14 protein-coding genes are annotated in these 17,559 nt (G+C 52.7%); 10 read left to right on the forward strand and 4 right to left on the reverse strand.

Features of this window, described 5'->3' with window-relative positions; genetic code table 11:
• Window positions 1-108: 108 nt before the first annotated feature.
• Entirely contained in the window at window positions 109-2,784 is a 2,676-nt protein-coding gene (locus tag LX98_RS14030) for a calcium-translocating P-type ATPase, PMCA-type (RefSeq protein ID WP_496429494.1), read from the forward strand.
• Between the two features lie 290 nt (window positions 2,785-3,074).
• On the opposite strand, the gene LX98_RS14035 is transcribed toward LX98_RS14030, so the two are convergent.
• The 4 genes from LX98_RS14035 to LX98_RS14050 all read right to left on the reverse strand — a co-directional run bounded on the left by LX98_RS14035 (window position 3,075) and on the right by LX98_RS14050 (window position 6,073).
• The gene (locus LX98_RS14035) at window positions 3,075-3,917 is read right to left on the reverse strand and encodes a hypothetical protein (RefSeq protein WP_496429495.1); all 843 of its coding nucleotides are present in this window, start codon (window positions 3,915-3,917) and stop codon (window positions 3,075-3,077) included.
• A 157-nt stretch (window positions 3,918-4,074) separates the two neighbouring features.
• Window positions 4,075-4,602, reverse strand: coding sequence for a hypothetical protein (locus tag LX98_RS14040; RefSeq protein ID WP_496429496.1), 528 nt, complete (start codon window positions 4,600-4,602; stop codon window positions 4,075-4,077).
• 59 nt (window positions 4,603-4,661) lie between these two features.
• Window positions 4,662-5,135 (reverse strand): hypothetical protein, encoded by a 474-nt coding sequence (locus LX98_RS14045; protein ID WP_496429497.1) that lies wholly within the window; start codon window positions 5,133-5,135, stop codon window positions 4,662-4,664.
• 104 nt (window positions 5,136-5,239) lie between these two features.
• On the reverse strand, window positions 5,240-6,073 hold the full coding sequence (locus LX98_RS14050; RefSeq protein ID WP_496429498.1) for an ATP-binding protein: 834 nt from the start codon (window positions 6,071-6,073) through the stop codon (window positions 5,240-5,242).
• 828 nt (window positions 6,074-6,901) lie between these two features.
• Between LX98_RS14050 and ychF the strand changes: the two genes are divergently transcribed.
• From ychF to rbp, 9 genes are all read left to right on the forward strand, one after another.
• Window positions 6,902-7,972 (forward strand): redox-regulated ATPase YchF, encoded by a 1,071-nt coding sequence (gene ychF / locus LX98_RS14055; protein WP_312646847.1) that lies wholly within the window; start codon window positions 6,902-6,904, stop codon window positions 7,970-7,972.
• 246 nt (window positions 7,973-8,218) lie between these two features.
• Window positions 8,219-8,575: a PepSY domain-containing protein gene (locus LX98_RS14060; protein WP_496429499.1), complete on the forward strand. Its 357-nt coding sequence runs from the start codon at window positions 8,219-8,221 to the stop codon at window positions 8,573-8,575.
• 102 nt (window positions 8,576-8,677) lie between these two features.
• The gene (locus LX98_RS14065; protein ID WP_496429500.1) at window positions 8,678-8,935 is read left to right on the forward strand and encodes a DUF2231 domain-containing protein; all 258 of its coding nucleotides are present in this window, start codon (window positions 8,678-8,680) and stop codon (window positions 8,933-8,935) included.
• A gap of 51 nt (window positions 8,936-8,986) precedes the next feature.
• Window positions 8,987-9,664: a response regulator gene (locus LX98_RS14070; protein WP_496429501.1), complete on the forward strand. Its 678-nt coding sequence runs from the start codon at window positions 8,987-8,989 to the stop codon at window positions 9,662-9,664.
• A 3-nt stretch (window positions 9,665-9,667) separates the two neighbouring features.
• Window positions 9,668-11,101 (forward strand): ATP-binding protein, encoded by a 1,434-nt coding sequence (locus LX98_RS14075; RefSeq protein WP_496429502.1) that lies wholly within the window; start codon window positions 9,668-9,670, stop codon window positions 11,099-11,101.
• Window positions 11,102-11,219: 118 nt separating this feature from the next.
• Window positions 11,220-12,356, forward strand: a complete 1,137-nt coding sequence (locus LX98_RS14080) for an efflux RND transporter periplasmic adaptor subunit (RefSeq protein WP_496429503.1) — start codon at window positions 11,220-11,222, stop codon at window positions 12,354-12,356.
• Window positions 12,357-12,491: 135 nt separating this feature from the next.
• Window positions 12,492-15,608: a CusA/CzcA family heavy metal efflux RND transporter gene (locus LX98_RS14085; protein WP_496429504.1), complete on the forward strand. Its 3,117-nt coding sequence runs from the start codon at window positions 12,492-12,494 to the stop codon at window positions 15,606-15,608.
• 34 nt (window positions 15,609-15,642) lie between these two features.
• Window positions 15,643-16,905 (forward strand): TolC family protein, encoded by a 1,263-nt coding sequence (locus LX98_RS14090; protein ID WP_496429505.1) that lies wholly within the window; start codon window positions 15,643-15,645, stop codon window positions 16,903-16,905.
• 302 nt (window positions 16,906-17,207) lie between these two features.
• The gene (rbp, locus tag LX98_RS14095) at window positions 17,208-17,552 is read left to right on the forward strand and encodes an RNA-binding regulator (RefSeq protein WP_312646836.1); all 345 of its coding nucleotides are present in this window, start codon (window positions 17,208-17,210) and stop codon (window positions 17,550-17,552) included.
• The last annotated feature ends 7 nt before the right edge of the window (window positions 17,553-17,559 follow it).

Consider the following 17,559-nt stretch of genomic DNA (forward strand, 5'->3'; position numbering starts at 1 on the left):
TAATCAAAGCATGACGGGTTCTCTCCTGTCTGAATAATTTGAATCTAAGATGTTTTGCCACTCACGATCAGCAACACTTCAGACACACCTGAAGACGCACTACTAAAGATGACCAACGAGTCCAACAACCGCACGGAGACCTCCCCCCCATCTTCCGCCACCACGGTCTGGCATACTCTTTCTATCCCGGATGTCAGTCAACGGCTGGAAGTCGATCCTCACACGGGGCTGAATGCCGGAGAAGCCCGCCGCCGGTTGCAACAGCATGGCCAAAACACCATTCCCGAACACCGCCAGCGCAGTCTCACGCGAATTTTCATCGATCAATTTACCGACTTCATGATTCTGGTGCTTATTGGCGCCGCCATTGTCTCGGGCATATTGGGGGAGCGTCTGGATGCCCTGGCGATTATCATCATTGTGGTGCTCAACGGTATCATCGGATTTGTGCAGGAATATCGGGCGGACCGAGCCATGCAGGCTATTAAGAAACTCGCCACGCCTACAACGCGCGTTCGACGTGAGCAGCAGGTCGCCTCGCTCTCCACGCTCGATGTGGTACCGGGCGACATCGTCCTGCTGGAAGCCGGAGACCTCATCCCTGCCGACCTTCGCTTCATCGAAGCCATTCAACTTAAAGTGGATGAATCGGCGCTCACAGGCGAGAGCGTCCCGGTGGACAAACAGACCGACCCGCTGGACGACCCGAAACTTTCCCTGGGTGATCGACGGAATATGGCCTATAAAGGCACGCTCCTGACATATGGCCGCGGCACAGGGATCGTCATTGGCACCGGCCTAAAGACCGAGCTAGGACAAATCGCGTCGCTCCTGCATAAGGACGAAGACATCAAAACGCCCTTGCAACAACGCCTGGCGGTGTTTGGACGACGCCTCGCGCTGGCCGTTCTGGCAATCTGTATTGTGTTGTTTGCTGTGGGCGTCTGGCGGGGTGAGCCGCCGGTGCTCATGTTCCTGACGGCCGTGAGTCTGGCCGTGGCCGCGATTCCTGAAGCCTTACCAGCCGTCGTCACCATTTCGCTGGCCTTGGGCGCACGAAAAATGGCGCGAAAGCAGGCGTTGATCCGGCGACTGCCCGCCGTAGAAACCTTAGGCTCCGTCACCTATATCTGCTCTGATAAAACAGGCACGCTCACACAAAACTCCATGCGTGTGGAGCAGATGTCGGTGGCCGGGAACATACTGCGCCCATCTGCGGGTAGACAACCCGACAGCGAAGCCGACCTCCACAATCCCATTCATCTGTTTTTTCTGGGGTTGGCGCTCAACAACGATGCAAAGGCACAGCCCGAAGGCCAGACCTTGGGTGATCCCACAGAAGTGGCATTGTATCTGGCGGCGGTGGAGGCTGGGTATGACAAAAGCACATTAGAGTCCACAAATCCTCGCATAGAAGAAATCCCCTTCGACTCAGATCGCCAATGTATGACGACAATGCATCGAATGCCGAAGGGCACCATCTCTTTTACCAAAGGATCGCCGGAAAAACTTTTTCCGCTTTGCCAATCCATGCTCACACAGACCGGCCCTCAGTCACTACATCTCGACCATCTATTAGAGCAGGCCGAACAGATGGCCAATGAAGGCTTGCGGGTTTTGGCGGTGGCCTATCGGCAATGGGATCAAGCACCCACGGAAATGACTTCCTCGACTGTCGAACGCGAACTCATCTTCCTCGGATTAGTCGGCATGATGGATCCGCCACGGGAAGAAGCCGCGAAGGCGGTCGCCCTCTGCCAATCGGCAGGGATCACCCCAGTCATGATCACCGGCGATCACCCCGGCACCGCCCAGGCCATTGCCTCACGCGTTGGAATTATCAATAAGGACACCACGGTGCTGACCGGCCAGGAATTGGAACACCGTTCCCCCGAAGAGCTGGCGCAACTGGTGGAGCATATTCGCGTCTATGCCCGCATTACACCCACGCAAAAAATTGCCATCGTCAAAACCCTGCAAACCAGGGGAGAGTTTGTCGCGATGACCGGCGATGGGGTGAATGACGCCCCCGCGTTGAACCAGGCCAACATCGGCATTGCGATGGGGCAAACCGGCACAGACGTAGCCCGTGAAGCCTCTGACATGATTTTGCTGGATGATAACTTTGCGACAATCGTCACCGCCGTCCGGGACGGACGCCGGATCTATGACAACATCCGCAAGTTTGTGAAATATACGATGACGAGCAATTCCGGAGAAATCTGGACGATTTTCCTGGCACCCTTATTCGGCCTGCCGATTCCCCTGCTTCCGATTCAAATCTTATGGATCAATCTTGTCACAGACGGCTTACCCGGCCTCGCCCTCGCCATGGAACCCGAAGAGCGCAACATCATGCAGCGCCCTCCCCGCCCGCCGAATGAAAGCATCTTTGCCGGTGGCCTCTGGCAACACATTTTGTGGGTAGGACTACTCATGGGTGGTGTATCGCTGGCTACTGAAATGTGGGCTTACGAGGCCGATCAGGGAGAATGGCAAACCATGGTGTTTACCGTCCTCACCCTCTCCCAAATGGGCCATGTGTTGGCGATTCGTGCGGAGCAGGAATCATTTATTCAGCGGGGACCCTTGACCAATCTCTGGGTATTGGGAGCCGTGGTCCTCACCTTCGCCCTTCAAATGGCCACCGTCTACGTGCCGTTCCTCAATCCCCTCTTTCATACCAGGCCCTTAACTCTGGACCAATTAGGGCTCTGTCTCATTCTTTCAACGATCGTGTTTATTGCCGTCGAACTTGAAAAATGGATCAGACGTCGCAGTTAGTTTTTCCGACGTTAATCCTATGCGGATTTCGTCATTTCGCGATTGAAGTCATCCACAAAAGGGTATACAGGGATATTTACCCTAGACATGTCCGGCACTCCAAATTCCATCACCCTTCAAGTCCACTAATACTATACTAATCACCAAAAACTGGAATCAGTGAGAGAATAAGGGCAGTGCGAGATTGGGTAGAGTAGGTGTTGGTTTAAAGGAAAGAAGATCAGATAGCACCGGGTTGAGACTTTAAATGATGGTGCTTGATCAACAAAATCCCTGGAATCTAAAACGCATTATACAATCATTCTCTTTGCAATTGGTCTTTGAGGATTTGAACATTCAAGTAATGCCCATTTTGTCACCTTGGGAATTTTCATAATTTCTAATAGATTGTTTACCTGATCAACGTATTGGCCTGAATTTTTAAATTCTCCAATTTTCACCCAATCCATCATTCCCTCAGCGGCTTGTCTCAAAGAAGGATATTGTTCAGAACCCCATTGGAGAGCATCATTTGCATGATTTTCCACTTTATGGCCTTGTCCCTGCCGGAAAGCTATCCAATGACGGAAATATTCCAAACACCACCATGAAAAATCCTGCGGGGCATTAACAATGTGAGGTAAGGGGTTCAATACCTTTGCCTTGTAATCGAACGGTGGAGGACAAAATCCACACAAAAAATGCCGTTTGAGATACCCAAGTGTTTTAAAATTCGCAATATTAAGTTCATGGTGAATTAAATTTTGAATCTTAGGGTACTTATCCATAAAAACCTCGGCAGCCTCCTCAGTCATCCCATCAGGTATCTCAGCCCCTTCAATTAATGGGAACCCACGTATAGGCAATTGCAAATGAAGAAGTTCGTGAGCAAGAGCCTCTGCTTCTCGCCCATTATCTACGCTCAAAAGTATAGAAGCTGCTTTAAGTGAAATAATAGGTTCATGCTGGATATCAAATCGGAATTGGCTTGATAAAGCTTCGTGACTTTCTGCATAAGTCAAAAAGTCTCCATAAAATTCGTAAACTTCTTTGGCCAATTTCTGCGCCAAAAGATTACCATGAAGCTTCGACAATATTGCTTCAAAGGCATTTTCTCCTGTTATTGGTATTGGCCATGTATCTTCAATAGTCATAGGATTACTATCAAATAGCAGGGATTTAGGGTCAAGTCTTGTAATCTGTTATATCCACGGGTAGACCGACGAAGTCCAGGAGCGCTCTCTGGTATGTTAAACTCCGAGACTGGGCTCTCGGGCAAAAGGAGTTAGCCTCCGAGATCTTCGATTCCATCTACTTGAGTGGCTGATGTCTGAAGAACTTTCCCGTCTCAGCCCTAATGAGGGTGCTCCTGCCTTCCGCCTGATCACTCACGATATTCCAATAGGCGCCCTGGCTTTTGGTGCCTTGGAGCATGACGTGGAGCGTCATCATGGCTCTTTTCTTCCCTTTGAGCCCTTTCTTTTTCGCTTCTGACATCGCCTGGGCACTATCAATGAAGTCTTCATCTACCGCATCAGTGAAACTCGGCGACACTTCAAGTGTATGGTCGATTTTGCTGTCCTTCACGTCCACCTTGTAACTCTTTTTGGCCTGAGGTGAATGGAAGAGAAAGCTCCATTTCTCCGCGGTGCCGTCCATATTTCCTGAGACGGTGATGATTTGGACCAGAACCGCGTCCGCCTGCCATTTGACCGCAGACGCTTGCGCTTGCCCGAGCCCGGCCTTTGCGGTTTCCCCACTCGCAATGGAAAAGGACGAACCAAGAAATAAGGCGATGAGGGTCAGAAGCGGGAACAGGATGCATTGTTTCGATTTCATAGGAGTATCTCCTTTAAGAGCCTTGCTGAAACGTCCGTTAAGACCTTCTCGCCATGTCCTCACACAGTTGCTTCAGTCGAGCGCTGGCCCAGAATCGCGTTGAAGCGTATGCAAGTCGCTTCACATGACGCCCGATGGTGCCCCTCTGCGAGATCTATCATCGTTCCATCCTTAATCGGGACGCGAGCGTAGAAGTATGGGGCACCTTCATCGTCAGTTGACTCGACCACTGTTGCAGGAGCGATATCGGTACGCGCCACAATTCTCTCTTCCTTCCTGAACGGGAAGTGCCATGTGATGAAGACATGTGAATCGGATTGGACGGTGACACGAAGACAATGTTTGCTGGTGGAATATGCGGTGAAACCCACCGCACCAACCCAGAAGAGGGCCATCGCGCCAGTGACGATGATCGGAGAATAGCCGACTGGTGTTCCGTCGCGGATAAACACATATGTCATGGCCGCAACAAGCAACAGGAAAATTGCCGAAAAGCTCCAAAGAAACGCGGCGACATTGTTGCGAAAGGTCATAGCTAGGCTGACTCCCAACTCAAGCCTACACCTGTCTGGGCCACCACCAAGAGTCGTGAAGGGAGCTCATGCCGCAGGGTCCACGATCACCTCCGGCTTGCGGGTCAGCCCCTGCCCTCCTTTCCCTCTTGCGAACCTGACTGGGTCATCCCGGATCCATGCACCGCTTCCCGGTATTGTGGAAGACGAAAGGAGAAACAGGCCCCCTGGCCAACCACGCTCTCACACCAAATCTGCCCCCCCACCTTCTCGATCAATTCCTTCGCGACCGCCAAGCCATACCCTGTTGAAGGCTCTCCGGCCGTGGGCCTTGGAGTAAGTTGAATACCGGGTTGGAAGAGTTTGGCCTGGTCTTCCAAACTCAGGCCGGGGCCTTCATCGCGGACACGGCAAATCACCCAATCATCCTGAGGCTCCACTTCGACCCAGATCCGCTTCCCGGGTGGTGAGTACTTCACCGCGTTCGAAAATAAATTATCCAGCGCGGCGGCCGTCGCTACCCGATCCGTCCACACCGAAGGAACATCCGCAGGGGCTACCGAGAGACACTGAATCTGTTTTTGATCCGCAATGCGTTGATAAAAGATGCGAAACCGCTGGGCCATGATCGGCAGTTCCACCTTTTCGAAGCGTAGCGTCGCATCCCGTCCTGTTTCGGCATTCACCATTTGGCTGACGGTGTGCATCATCAATTGAGTGGCATGCTGCAACGCTTCAAGCCCGGTGCGAACCTGATCGTCCGGATGTTTCGCCAGCACTAATAAGAGCAATTCGACGGTCCCCCCCACTACGGTGAGAAAGTTATTCAATGCATGGGCGGCAAAATGAACAGCGCTTTCACTGACGACCGGCAGTTTTTCCAGGTCATACAATACCTGCTCCAATTCCGCCCTGGCTTTGAGAATACCCGACACAATCTGGTTTTTCTCATTCTGCATGAAGTCTCCTTCCTGCCATGATGAACAATCTTCCCGGAGTCAGAGAAACCCTAAGAAGTTTAAGTTTGAGCCTGATCCGTTTCTCCTGGGGAGTGCTGTTTTCCTCAATATCCTCAGGTTCATTGGGATTTCATGAGGAATGGAATTGAACCACTTGTGCAGGACGACAATGAATCAACGGTGCTGCGGGGCTTTTCCGGATTCGTTCACCTGCCCACATCTCAATGCGCAACGACTGCACAGCTAAATCAATTTTTCTTCAACCAACGAATTAAGTCAAGAAAAAACAAGCGGTTGGCCACGCGGTTTTTGAAAGGAGAAAGCCCAAAAGATCCGTTCCTCAATACCTCACCGATTTGATGAGCGGCCCGTTTTGAGGGACGCCCCGTTCGATAGGCACCGCAACAGTTGGCTGGCTTACTATTTACAAAAAACCGCCCTCCCCTCTCTGCACAAGCCTTTTACCATGCGTGTCCGGTTGCAAGATCCATTATCCATACGGTATTCCGAAGGCCAGCCCTTCTCTGGATCTCTGGACAAACGACCTGAAGTGGATTTCAAAAAAACGGTACACCTTCATACTTTCAAAAACAGCGGAGTGGTCAGATTCAAAATTTGCTATTCTGAAATCGCCGGAACATCCCGCTTTCTCCATGCCTGAATGGATCGGTATACAGTTTTCTGTTTCACCTTAAAGATAGGGTACGAGGAAAGGGCAGAAAGATTATTCACCTTTCGAGAAATTTTACGACGAGAGCTCGAGCAGGTACGTATAGGCCTTTTGGCTCAAGGACCGGCAGGCTTCTAATTTGATACCTTGCATCTCCTATGGAAATTGGCATCGTCGGTCTACCCAACGTCGGCAAATCTACGATTTTTAACGCGTTGACCTCTGGAAACGCGGCCGCATCGAACTATCCGTTTACGACTATCGAGCCCAACGTCGGCGTCGTGGCCGTTCCTGACGCGCGTCTTGGGCGCCTGACCGAGTTGGTCAAACCTAAGAAAACCGTGCCAACTTCCTGCCGTTTCGTCGATATCGCCGGTCTGGTTAAAGGCGCCTCTCAGGGCGAAGGGCTGGGAAATAAATTCCTTGCGAATATTCGGGAAGTCGACGCCATACTCCACATGGTGCGACTCTTTCAGGATCCCGATGTGGTGCACACCATGGGCGGCGTGGACTATCGTCGTGATATCGAGGTGATTGAAACTGAACTAATGCTTGCGGACCTGGACAGTCTCACCAAACAGTACGACAAGGTCGCCGCCAAGGCGAGGTCCGGAGATAAGGCTTCGAAAGAGGCCCTTGTGGTGCTCGATATTCTGAAAAACGGCCTCGAAGCGGGTAAACCCGCGCGAGCGCTGGGCCTCGAGCCGGAAGTCCTCAAAAACTTTTTCCTGCTCACGACTATGCCCGTGCTCTATGTCGGGAATACCGATGAGAATCCGGATCCGGCCACCCTTGCGGATTTTCATGCCTTCGCAAAGGAGCGCGGCTCGGAATCGGTCGTGATCTGTGGCAAACTTGAAAGCGAAATCGCCCAGCTGTCCGGCGAAGACCGCGAAATTTTCATGAAAGATTTGGGCATGGAGCAGAGCGGCTTGGAGAAGGTCGTTGTTGCCGCTTATAAAACACTCGGGCTCTGCTCGTTCCTCACCTCCGGAGTACAGGAGGTCCGAGCCTGGACCATTCCTATCGGAGCCAAGGCGCCACAGGCCGCCGGCGTCATCCACACCGACTTTGAGAAGGGCTTTATCAAGGCCGACATTTACGCCTTTGCGGACATCGACAGATACAAGTCGGAAGCCGCCCTGCGTGAGAAGGGCCTGATCCGCTCAGAAGGCAAAGATTACATCGTCAAAGACGGCGACGTCTGCCATTTCAAGTTCAACGTCTAGGCCGGATTTTCCCTACCGCCATATTGGCGCACACTTTCGGATTTAATCGACAACGCATGTTCCCCTGCCAATAGAGGCCTTTCCGCTCTTCCGCATACACCGACAGGGGCCTATCCTGGCTCATGTTATCCTCTCTAGATGAAGAATCTTTCATGTCCGTTTCATATGGCCTTCATGTAGACAGTCTATGCTGTATTCATGAACAGCCGGTTGCTTCCATTAATTTTTCACCAAGGAGGATGTATCATGAAGCGGTTACACACAATCAGTTTATTGGGCGCCACATCGTTGTTATTGACTTCCGTTGGATTGGCCATGAGTCAGGATGGCAAAGACAAAGCGGCCGCGGCCAACCTGAACACCTCGGTCACCATGGAAGAAGCCATCAACACGGCGACGACTCAATTTCCAGGGAAAGTGCTGGAAGTCGAGCTGGAAAGTGAAGATGGGAAGGTGATGTATGAGGTCGAGATCGTCAACGCTGCCGGAGAGATCAGGGAGTTTGAGATTGACGCCCAATCGGGAAAAATTCTGAGCTCTGAACTCGAGGACGAGGAAGGGCACGATAATGGCGCTTCCAACAAGGATACCGAAAAATCCTAAGAAAACAGCAAGGCCCCATGCGCAAGAGGGCATGGGGCCTTCTCTCGTTTTCCCACCCTGACGACACACAGGAATTTCATGTTTGAGTTGGGATGACATCCCATGTTAGTTCATTTCCCCAACGCCTTGCTCTTCACCAGGGTGCTATTGCATGCCGCAGGAGCATGGTTCGAATCTGAGAACTTTCGTGACGGCGCCTTATGGCCTCTCATTTTTGGTCTTCTCGGAGGGATAGTTGCCGCCATGGCTGGGGATCGGGCAGAGGAAGCTGCTGAAAAGGACGGAATTACCGAATCGATGATTGAGACCCACGAGACGCATGCCTTCGTGACTTTGGGATTTATGAAAGTCCTTCTATAATGTGCCGAAGAATACCCGGCTCTACCGCTTTTAATTTTCAGTGGGAACCCAATGCGTATTCTCTTAGTGGAAGATGATTCAAGTGTGTCCGGGTTTATTGTGAAAGGCTTGAGGGAAGAGCAATATGCTGTGGATCTCGCCACCGACGGTGAGATGGGATTGGCCATGGCCGAGACGACGCACTATGACGTGATCATTCTGGATATTATGCTCCCCAAAATGAACGGCATTGACGTTTGCCGCCGGCTTCGAGCGAAACGCCACGCAACCCCGATCCTTCTCTTGACCGCACGGGAGGCCATCGAAGATCGAGTGACCGGCCTGGATACCGGCGCAGATGATTATTTGACGAAACCATTTGCCTTTGCCGAATTATTGGCACGTCTCAGAGCGCTCCTCCGTCGCGGCAGTGGCCTCCCCACACCTCGCCTCACGATCGCGGACCTGGAGCTGGATCCAGTGACCCACCGTGTTTCACGGGCAGGCCAAACCCTCATTCTGACCAACAAAGAATATTCACTTTTGGAATATCTCATGAGAAATGCGGGACGGGTATTGACCCGAACAGCCATTACCGAACACGTGTGGGACATTCACTATGAGTCCGTCACCAATATTGTGGATGTACACATTAAAACCTTGCGCAGCAAAATGGATCGAGACTTTTCTCCACAGCTGATTCATACTGTGCGGGGGATCGGCTATGTCTTAAAAATTCCGGAAGCCTAAATCATGCAGGCCTTTCGCACTCGCATACGTCGTGTGGCCTTAGGTTTTATTGTGATTCTCCTAAGCCTCTTCAGCCTTATCCTGTACCTGGGACTATCCACAATTTTACACCGCCATATCGATGGAGAACTGGTCGCACTCGCACAGGAGGAAAGCCTACGCGTGGACCTGGCAACGGACCATGTTCGTGTGTCTCCTCACCGGAAACATGAAGAAGACGAATTGGACGAATTTGATGACGAAGAGGAGCTACAGGAGGCTATTCGCTACAGCGCCATCCTGGATTCTACCGGCCGTATTCTCTGGCGTGGGCAGAGCACGGAGAACCGCCTTCCTGTGACATCCCAACTTATCATGCAGGTCCTCAATGGAGAAACCGTTTTTGAAACCTTTCACAAGCCGGATCATCCGCCCATTCGCCGTATTTCAATTCCTCTCGTCATCGAAGACCATGGACGGTTCATTTTACAAACGGAAAAATCCTTGCAATTTGTTCAAGAAACCCTTCAGTGGCTGGCGTGGCTACTCTGTGGCACCTCCGCGATTTCCCTCCTGTTTGCCTTATGGGGAAGCGGACGGTTGGCCGATGAAGCCCTGGCTCCCGTCAACGCTTTAAGTCAGACAGCAGAAGCCGTGTCCGGCCAGACGCTTTCCACACGCCTCACACTCAGCTCGCCCTACGCCGAATTTCAACGCCTCGCCCACACGTTTAACGGCATGTTGGACCGCTTGCAGCAGGTCTTCGAAGGACAACGTCGCTTCGTGGCCGATGCGGCCCATGAACTGAAAACCCCGTTAACGGCGATGAAAGGCAATTTTGAGGTCAGCTTGCAACGGGCACGGTCGGCAGAGGAATACCGGGAGACCATTCTCTCCAACCTGGCTGAAGTCGACCGACTCAGCGCCATGACTAAATCCCTCCTCACCCTGGCACAATTCGCCGGCGACCGCCCTCCACTCGTCTTGCAAACCCTTGACCTCCCGCCTCTTGTTAAAGAAATCGTGACCGAGTTGTCGGTGTTAGCTCATGAAGGGGGTATCCATCTGCAGACCAAGCTTGCGCCTGTTCTTCCTCTCATGGGGGATGCCTCACAGCTCAAACAAGCCCTGATCAATCTCCTGGATAATGCGCTCCGGCATACGCCTTCAGATGGAACCATCACCGTCCGAGTCTGGTCTCAGGATAGATCCATCCGGTTATCTGTGGAGGACACCGGGCCGGGAATTGATTCCCAACATCTTCCTCACCTTTTTGGGCGATTCTATCGAATTGACCAGGCACGGGATCGCCAATCAGGAGGAACAGGCCTGGGGTTGGCCATCGTCAAGGAGATTATCGAAGCCCACGGAGGAACTATTCATGCACAGAGTCAAGTAGGACACGGCACCAATTTCACGATCACACTCCCAACCTGGGAAGAACCACTACAATCATGAGCACCCTGATAGTATTTTGTCGTAGGAGATCTTTTGTCCACATGGGTCATTCATGAAAAATCTGAATCACAGACACTGGAGATTTCCTCTTGTTTTTTGTCTTATCGGGCTATTCACAATGGGATGTTCCGACACCCAGCCACCAACTGGCAGCCTACCGGACACAGACGAGACGGCTTCCTCTCCCGATCTCCCTCCCGCACCGGGACAACCCCTTCACGCAGACCATGTCCCTGAACAAGCGCGTCAACGAATCCGAATTGAAGAAGTTAAAGAACGCCTGACCCCGCATTCAGTTTCGGCTCCGGGACATGTCGCCCTTGATCTCTCCCACGTGGCAAAAGTGTCCTCTCGCATCCCCGGGCAAGTGGATAAGGTTATGGTGCAATTAGGGGATCGGGTGAAAAAAGATCAGCCGCTCGCGGCCGTCGAAAGTATGCGCTTGGATGAATTAGTCCAGGAATACCTGGTGGCCAAATCCAAATTGGATGTGGCCTCCAGCAACTTTAAGCGAACCAAACAACTCCTGGCTGAAAACATAATTTCTCAACGTCGGTTTCTGGAAGACCGTGGACAGCAGATTGAAGCCCAGGCCGTCTATCAACACGTCCGTGAAAAGCTCCTGAACATGGGGCTCAGCCCACAGGAACTCCAACAAATGGAGCATGGGAGCCATTTGGAGGGCCACAAATATTTGCTCCGGGCCCCTCTTAGTGGAACCGTCGTGAATCAAAAAATCGTGCTGGGTCAGGGCGTAGCGGCAGGAGACGAGTTCTTTGAAATTGTGGATACCAGTCAGGTGTGGGTGTTTGCCAGTCTGCCAATCGAACATGCCCGTCGTTTCAAGGAAGGCGATCAAGGCGAGGTCCTTCCCCGTGGTGGAGAGCCCATCACTGCCCGGCTCACCTATATTGCACCGGTGGCAGATGCCACCACCCGCACCATCCGCGTGCGATTCGACGTTGAAAATTCTAATGGCCGGCTTAAGCCCAATGAATATGTGGACGTGCGGCTGATCGATCAACAACAGCCCGTCTTATCCATTCCTCTATCAGCCTTGACGATGGTCGAGGGCATGCGCGGGGTGTTCGTTCAACGGGACAACGGATACGATTTCGTGTTTGTCGAGACCGGCCAGGAAGGCGGGGGACTTGTGGAAATCAAGCTGGGCTTAAAATTGGGAGAACACGTAGTCACCGAAGGTGTCTTCGACCTGAAAAACGCCATCATGAAACCCTCCGCCCATGAACATTAACCACCATCACCGTGGGTGAGAACGTGGAACGCGCACAAAATTATGAGTTTTACGTATCAAGCCATGTCTGACGAATCAGATTCCCTTCTTTCCTCATCCTCGCAATTAGTCAAATGATGAAAACCGTATAATTCCATGGAACGTCTTCTCACACTCTCACTTCGATATCGATTTTTTACCGTCGTCGCCTTGCTTTTGGTCAGCGCCTCCGGAATGTGGTCGCTGTCCAATCTCACCATCGATGCGGTTCCCGATCTCACTCCTGTCCAGGTCCAGATCCTCACCCGTTCCCCCGCGCTCGGTCCGATTGAGGTGGAACAATTCATCACGTTTCCTATTGAAACCGCGCTCAACGGAATCCCGGGATTGCTGGAGGTGCGTTCGGTTTCACGGTATGGACTCTCAGCAGTGACCGCAATTTTTGAGGAACATCTTGATCTCTATTTTGTCCGGCAACTCGTCAACGAGCGTCTGGCGTTAGCGACTGAGCGCATTCCCGCCGTCTATGGACGTCCAGTGATGGGTCCACTTTCAACCGGCCTGGGTGAAGTCTACCAATTCACACTCAGAGGGGAAGCGCACAGTCCCATGTTCTTGAGGACGCTTCTGGAATGGGATATCGGCAGGCGAATTCGGACCGTTCCCGGCGTGGTAGAAGTCAATATTTGGGGCGGAGAGACCAAACAATTTCAAGTGGTCGTCGACCCCAGCAAGCTCCTGGCATTCAATCTCACATTACAGACGGTGTTTGAAGCACTCGAACAGAACAATGCCCTCGCGGGCGGCGGCTACATAGAACATGAGCGGGAACTCTACCTCATCAAAGGGGAGGCCCTGGCTTCGACGCTTGCCGACTTAGAACAAATCGTCGTGAGTCATGGGCCGGGTGGTGTGCCCATTTTCATCAGGGATATTGGAGAAGTCAAAGAAGGCGCCGCCTTGCGGATAGGGGCGGCCACGCGGATGGGGGAAGGAGAAACGGTCATCGGGATGGTTCAAATGCTGGCAGGCGCCAATGCTCAGCAGGTCGTCGAGCGGGTGAAGGAACGGATCCAGGAGATTCAAGCGACGCTTCCGCCGGGTGTCCTGATTGAACCCTATTATGACCGGACCCTTTTTGTTTCAAAAGTCATCAACACCGTCAGAAATAATTTACTCGAAGGGGGTCTGCTGGTCATCGCGATTCTCTTTTCATTTCTAGGAGACGTTCGGGCCGGCTTTATTGTGGCGTTGGCCATACCTCTTTCCATGCTGGTGGCGTTTACCGGCATGTATCACGCCGGCATCTCCGGAAATCTGATGAGCCTGGGGGCGATTGACTTCGGACTGCTAGTGGATGGATCGGTCGTCATGATCGATAATATTCTGCGAAAGCTCGGGAAGGTCACCAGCCAGTCGAAGGAAGAGAAACTGGCAACGATTCAGAGTGCGGCACGGGAAGTGTTAAGACCCATTGTGTTTTCGGTCGGCATTATTATCGTCGTGTACCTTCCCATTTTGTCTTTGGTTGGGTTGGAAGGCAAAATGTTTCGACCCATGGCTATGACCGTCATTTTTGCCCTGGCGGCTTCACTCCTTTTTGCGGTAGGAGGCGTGCCGGTACTGGCCTATTGGTTCGCACGCGCCAGGCCGAACCATGAAGAAACCTGGCTCATTCGGCATGCCCGACGACTTTATCAACCCTGGTTAGACCTGTCCCTAAACCGGCCGGCATGGGTCGTGATTCCAGGCATCGTGCTGTTTGCCCTCAGTCTGGTGATTGGATCGCGCTTAGGGATCGAATTTGTTCCTCGATTAGAGGAAGGGGATATGGCCATTCAAGTGTGGCGCCTCCCCAGCGTCTCCATGACTGAATCAGTGCAAACGGCCTTGGAGGTAGAACGGGCATTGCGGAAATTTCCCGAAGTCGTCCAGGTAGTGACGAGAACCGGAAGTCCGGAAGTGGCCACGGACGTGATGGGCATTGAACTATCTGATGTCTTTGTCGTCCTCAAGCCGCAAGACCAATGGACCACGGCCACCTCCAAAGAGGCATTGATCGACACATTCAAAACGGCTGTTCTTGAAGCGGTTCCCGGGGTTGGTCTGAGCTTTACGCAACCGATTGAGATGCGATTCAATGAACTCATTGCCGGCACCCGTTCCGACCTCGCTATCAAAATCTTCGGGGAGGACCTTGAGGTCTTACGCCATCAAGGAGATTTGGTGGCCCGTTCACTCGAACAGGTGCCCGGCGCTGCCGATGTGAAAGCGGAACAAGTGACCGGCGTTCCCAGGATTCGGGTGATCGTGGACCGTGATCAAATCGGGCGATACGGGTTGAACGCCAAAGACGTGTTAAACATCATTGAAACTGCACGAGTGGGCCAGACGGTTGGAACCGTCTTTCAGGGACAACGCCGTTTTGATCTGATCGTCCGCCTCTCAGACAAGGCATCGGCCGGTCCGGTGGCGCTTGGCAATCTCCTAATCCCCACCCCGCATGGGGAACTGGTTCCGTTGTCCCGCGTGGCCGCCATCAAGGTCGATGAAGGACCTGCGCAAGTCAGTCGACAGGATATTCAACGCCGGCTGGTAGTCGAAGCCAATATCCGTGGTCGGGATCTGGGTTCCTTCGTTACCGAAGCCCAACAAATGATTCGCGACCGCGTGACCCTCCCACCAGGGTACTATCTGGAGTGGGGGGGACAATTTAAACATCTCGAAGAAGCGTCACGCCGACTGGCCGTCGTGGTGCCGATTACCTTACTGCTTATCATCGCCATTCTTTCGGTGATTTTTGGAACAATTCGTCCGGCCTTCCTCATATTTTTGAATGTACCCCTCGCTCTGTCGGGCGGGATTTTTGCCCTTTGGATTCGAGGCCTTCCGTTGAGTATCTCGGCGGTAATCGGTTGTGTGGCCCTTTTCGGAATTGCGGTCTTAAACGGTGTCGTATTGGTAAGCCGCATCCAAAGACTTGAAACCGAAGGGCTTCCGACCCGGGACGCTGTGGCACAGGGAGCCATGGATCGTCTTCGCCCTGTCTTGATGACCGCCCTCGTCGCAAGTCTGGGGTTTTTACCGATGGCCGTCGCCACCAGTATGGGAGCGGAGGTCCAACGGCCTTTGGCCACAGTCGTAATCGGCGGTTTGATCACGTCCACGGCCTTGACCCTATTTATTATTCCAGCGTTGTACAGCACCGTCTGCCGTTCCAACAAACAACCAGCCATACCCAATCAGTCTCACACCAGCACCATCTCAACCTGAGCAGGATGGTGTTGTCACAAGAAGGGAACATGTCATGTGGTTCAAACAGATCATTTGCCTCATCATGCTATACGGTCTCTGCTGGCAACCCGTGTTGGCAGCGACTGACACCACCCCACCGGCTGCGGCCCCGACCTATAGTCTGCAAGATATTCTGGCCATGGCCTTAGAGAAAAATCCCCTTATAAACGAAAGTGAGGGGATCATCGAACAAAGGGAAGGAGACAAAATCTCCGCCTCCGCTTATCCCAACCCCACGCTATGGGTTCAGAGTGGACGTGGAACCGTCAGAGATCCTACCGGCATTACCCTCACTGAACGGTATGCCACCCTCTATCAGCCCATCGAATGGCCGGGGAAACGGGCGGCACGCCAACAGGCAGCCCAGGCAGGATTGGACGGAGCCCTGGCCTCAAAAGAAGAAGCCAAACTGAATTTGATTGCCGCAACCAAACAGGCTTTCTATGACCTCTTATTCGCCGAACGTCAAACGGAGACGGCCATCCAAAATGTCCGGACGATGGAAGAAGTCCGAAAAGCCGTGGTTCGTCGCGTCGACGCCGGTGAAGCACCCCCTTTTGATGCCGTGAAAGTCCAGGTAGAGAGCATGAAAGTTCAAAAAGAGGTCGCCCGGACCAGAGGTGTCGTCCAGTCAATCCAGGCCTCATTAAATAGCCTCACTGCCGGGGCATTGGGGCTTGATTTCTCCATTCAAGGCGATTTCGCCATCTGGCCTGGAGCCTTACAACTCGAAACACTTTCGGAGCAGACTCTGGCGAACCATCCCATCATTACCAAATGGAAAAAACTGATCGCACAAGCGCAGCACACCCACCGTCAGGAGCAACAGGCTCGCGTGCCCGATGTGACACTGAGTGGAGGATACCAACGAGACGCAGGCCGAGAAGCCTATATCGCTGGGGTTTCCATTCCTTTTCCGGTCTGGAATCAACGACAGGGGGACATTGCCCAAGCCAAAGGCGCCTTGCGACAACGGGAAGCGAGCCTCCTTCGGGCCAAGCAGGACCTTCTCAAAGGAATCGCCCAGCAGATCCAACTTTCTCAAGCCGCGGCCGCACAAATTTCCACATACGAAAAAGGCCTGCTCAAGCAGGCACAAGAGGCGCTACGCATCGCCCAAGTCAGTTTTAAATACGGGGAGGCCAGTCTGCTGGATGTGCTGGATGCCCAACGGGTCTTGCGGCAAACACAGGTAGACTACGCGCAGGCCAAATTCGATCTCTCGATTGCCCTGACCGAACTGGAACGTGTCACCGGCGGAACCGTACAACCTTGAGCGCTTCGGGTATGTCGTCCATTCCCGATAGCACGATCTACCCTTTAAATAGGTGATAGTGCCATTTTTCCGCTACTATCTTTTACTTCCTTTGTGTGCTACGATTTTCTAACTCATCGCCCTGGGCTTAGCTTTGAGAGTTCAATCACTCAAGCCCGTAACCGGTGTTGTTTAGCCCGAGAGACTAACTCGGAAGTGTCTGACCTGAGTCGCGTGGAAACAGCGTCCGTGGCCTACCTCTTCCAAATGTTTTACCCTTCTCGAGCATCAGACAATATCATCTTTTTAAAAGGAGGAACCCCATGGGTTCAAAATTGTATGTAGGTGGGTTGCCGTATTCAGCGACTCAAGCAGAATTAACCGACCTGTTTTCGGCACACGGCACCGTCGAATCAGCTAACGTCATTAGCGACAAATTCACCGGTCAATCGCGTGGATTCGGATTTGTTGAAATGTCTACCGGAGAGGAAGCACAGGCCGCAATTGCAGCATTGAACTCTACAGAGTTTGGTGGCCGCACATTGACGGTGAACGAGGCCAAACCTCAAGCCCCACGAACCGGTGGCGGCGGTGGCGGCCGTGGTGGATTCGGTGGCAGTGGCGGAGGCGGAGGAGATTTTGGAGGAAAACGGCGCAGCCGATTCTAACGATCAC

This window comes from Nitrospira marina, assembly GCF_059568365.1.

Coding starts and splice junctions, on each gene's coding strand:
- LX98_RS14030 (WP_496429494.1), top strand. CDS start 109: ATGACCAACGAGTCCAACAACCGCACGGAGACCTCCCCCCCATCTTCC.
- LX98_RS14035 (WP_496429495.1), bottom strand. CDS start 3,917: ATGACTATTGAAGATACATGGCCAATACCAATAACAGGAGAAAATGCC.
- LX98_RS14040 (WP_496429496.1), bottom strand. CDS start 4,602: ATGAAATCGAAACAATGCATCCTGTTCCCGCTTCTGACCCTCATCGCC.
- LX98_RS14045 (WP_496429497.1), bottom strand. CDS start 5,135: ATGACCTTTCGCAACAATGTCGCCGCGTTTCTTTGGAGCTTTTCGGCA.
- LX98_RS14050 (WP_496429498.1), bottom strand. CDS start 6,073: ATGCAGAATGAGAAAAACCAGATTGTGTCGGGTATTCTCAAAGCCAGG.
- ychF (WP_312646847.1), top strand. CDS start 6,902: ATGGAAATTGGCATCGTCGGTCTACCCAACGTCGGCAAATCTACGATT.
- LX98_RS14060 (WP_496429499.1), top strand. CDS start 8,219: ATGAAGCGGTTACACACAATCAGTTTATTGGGCGCCACATCGTTGTTA.
- LX98_RS14065 (WP_496429500.1), top strand. CDS start 8,678: ATGTTAGTTCATTTCCCCAACGCCTTGCTCTTCACCAGGGTGCTATTG.
- LX98_RS14070 (WP_496429501.1), top strand. CDS start 8,987: ATGCGTATTCTCTTAGTGGAAGATGATTCAAGTGTGTCCGGGTTTATT.
- LX98_RS14075 (WP_496429502.1), top strand. CDS start 9,668: ATGCAGGCCTTTCGCACTCGCATACGTCGTGTGGCCTTAGGTTTTATT.
- LX98_RS14080 (WP_496429503.1), top strand. CDS start 11,220: ATGGGATGTTCCGACACCCAGCCACCAACTGGCAGCCTACCGGACACA.
- LX98_RS14085 (WP_496429504.1), top strand. CDS start 12,492: ATGGAACGTCTTCTCACACTCTCACTTCGATATCGATTTTTTACCGTC.
- LX98_RS14090 (WP_496429505.1), top strand. CDS start 15,643: ATGTGGTTCAAACAGATCATTTGCCTCATCATGCTATACGGTCTCTGC.
- rbp (WP_312646836.1), top strand. CDS start 17,208: ATGGGTTCAAAATTGTATGTAGGTGGGTTGCCGTATTCAGCGACTCAA.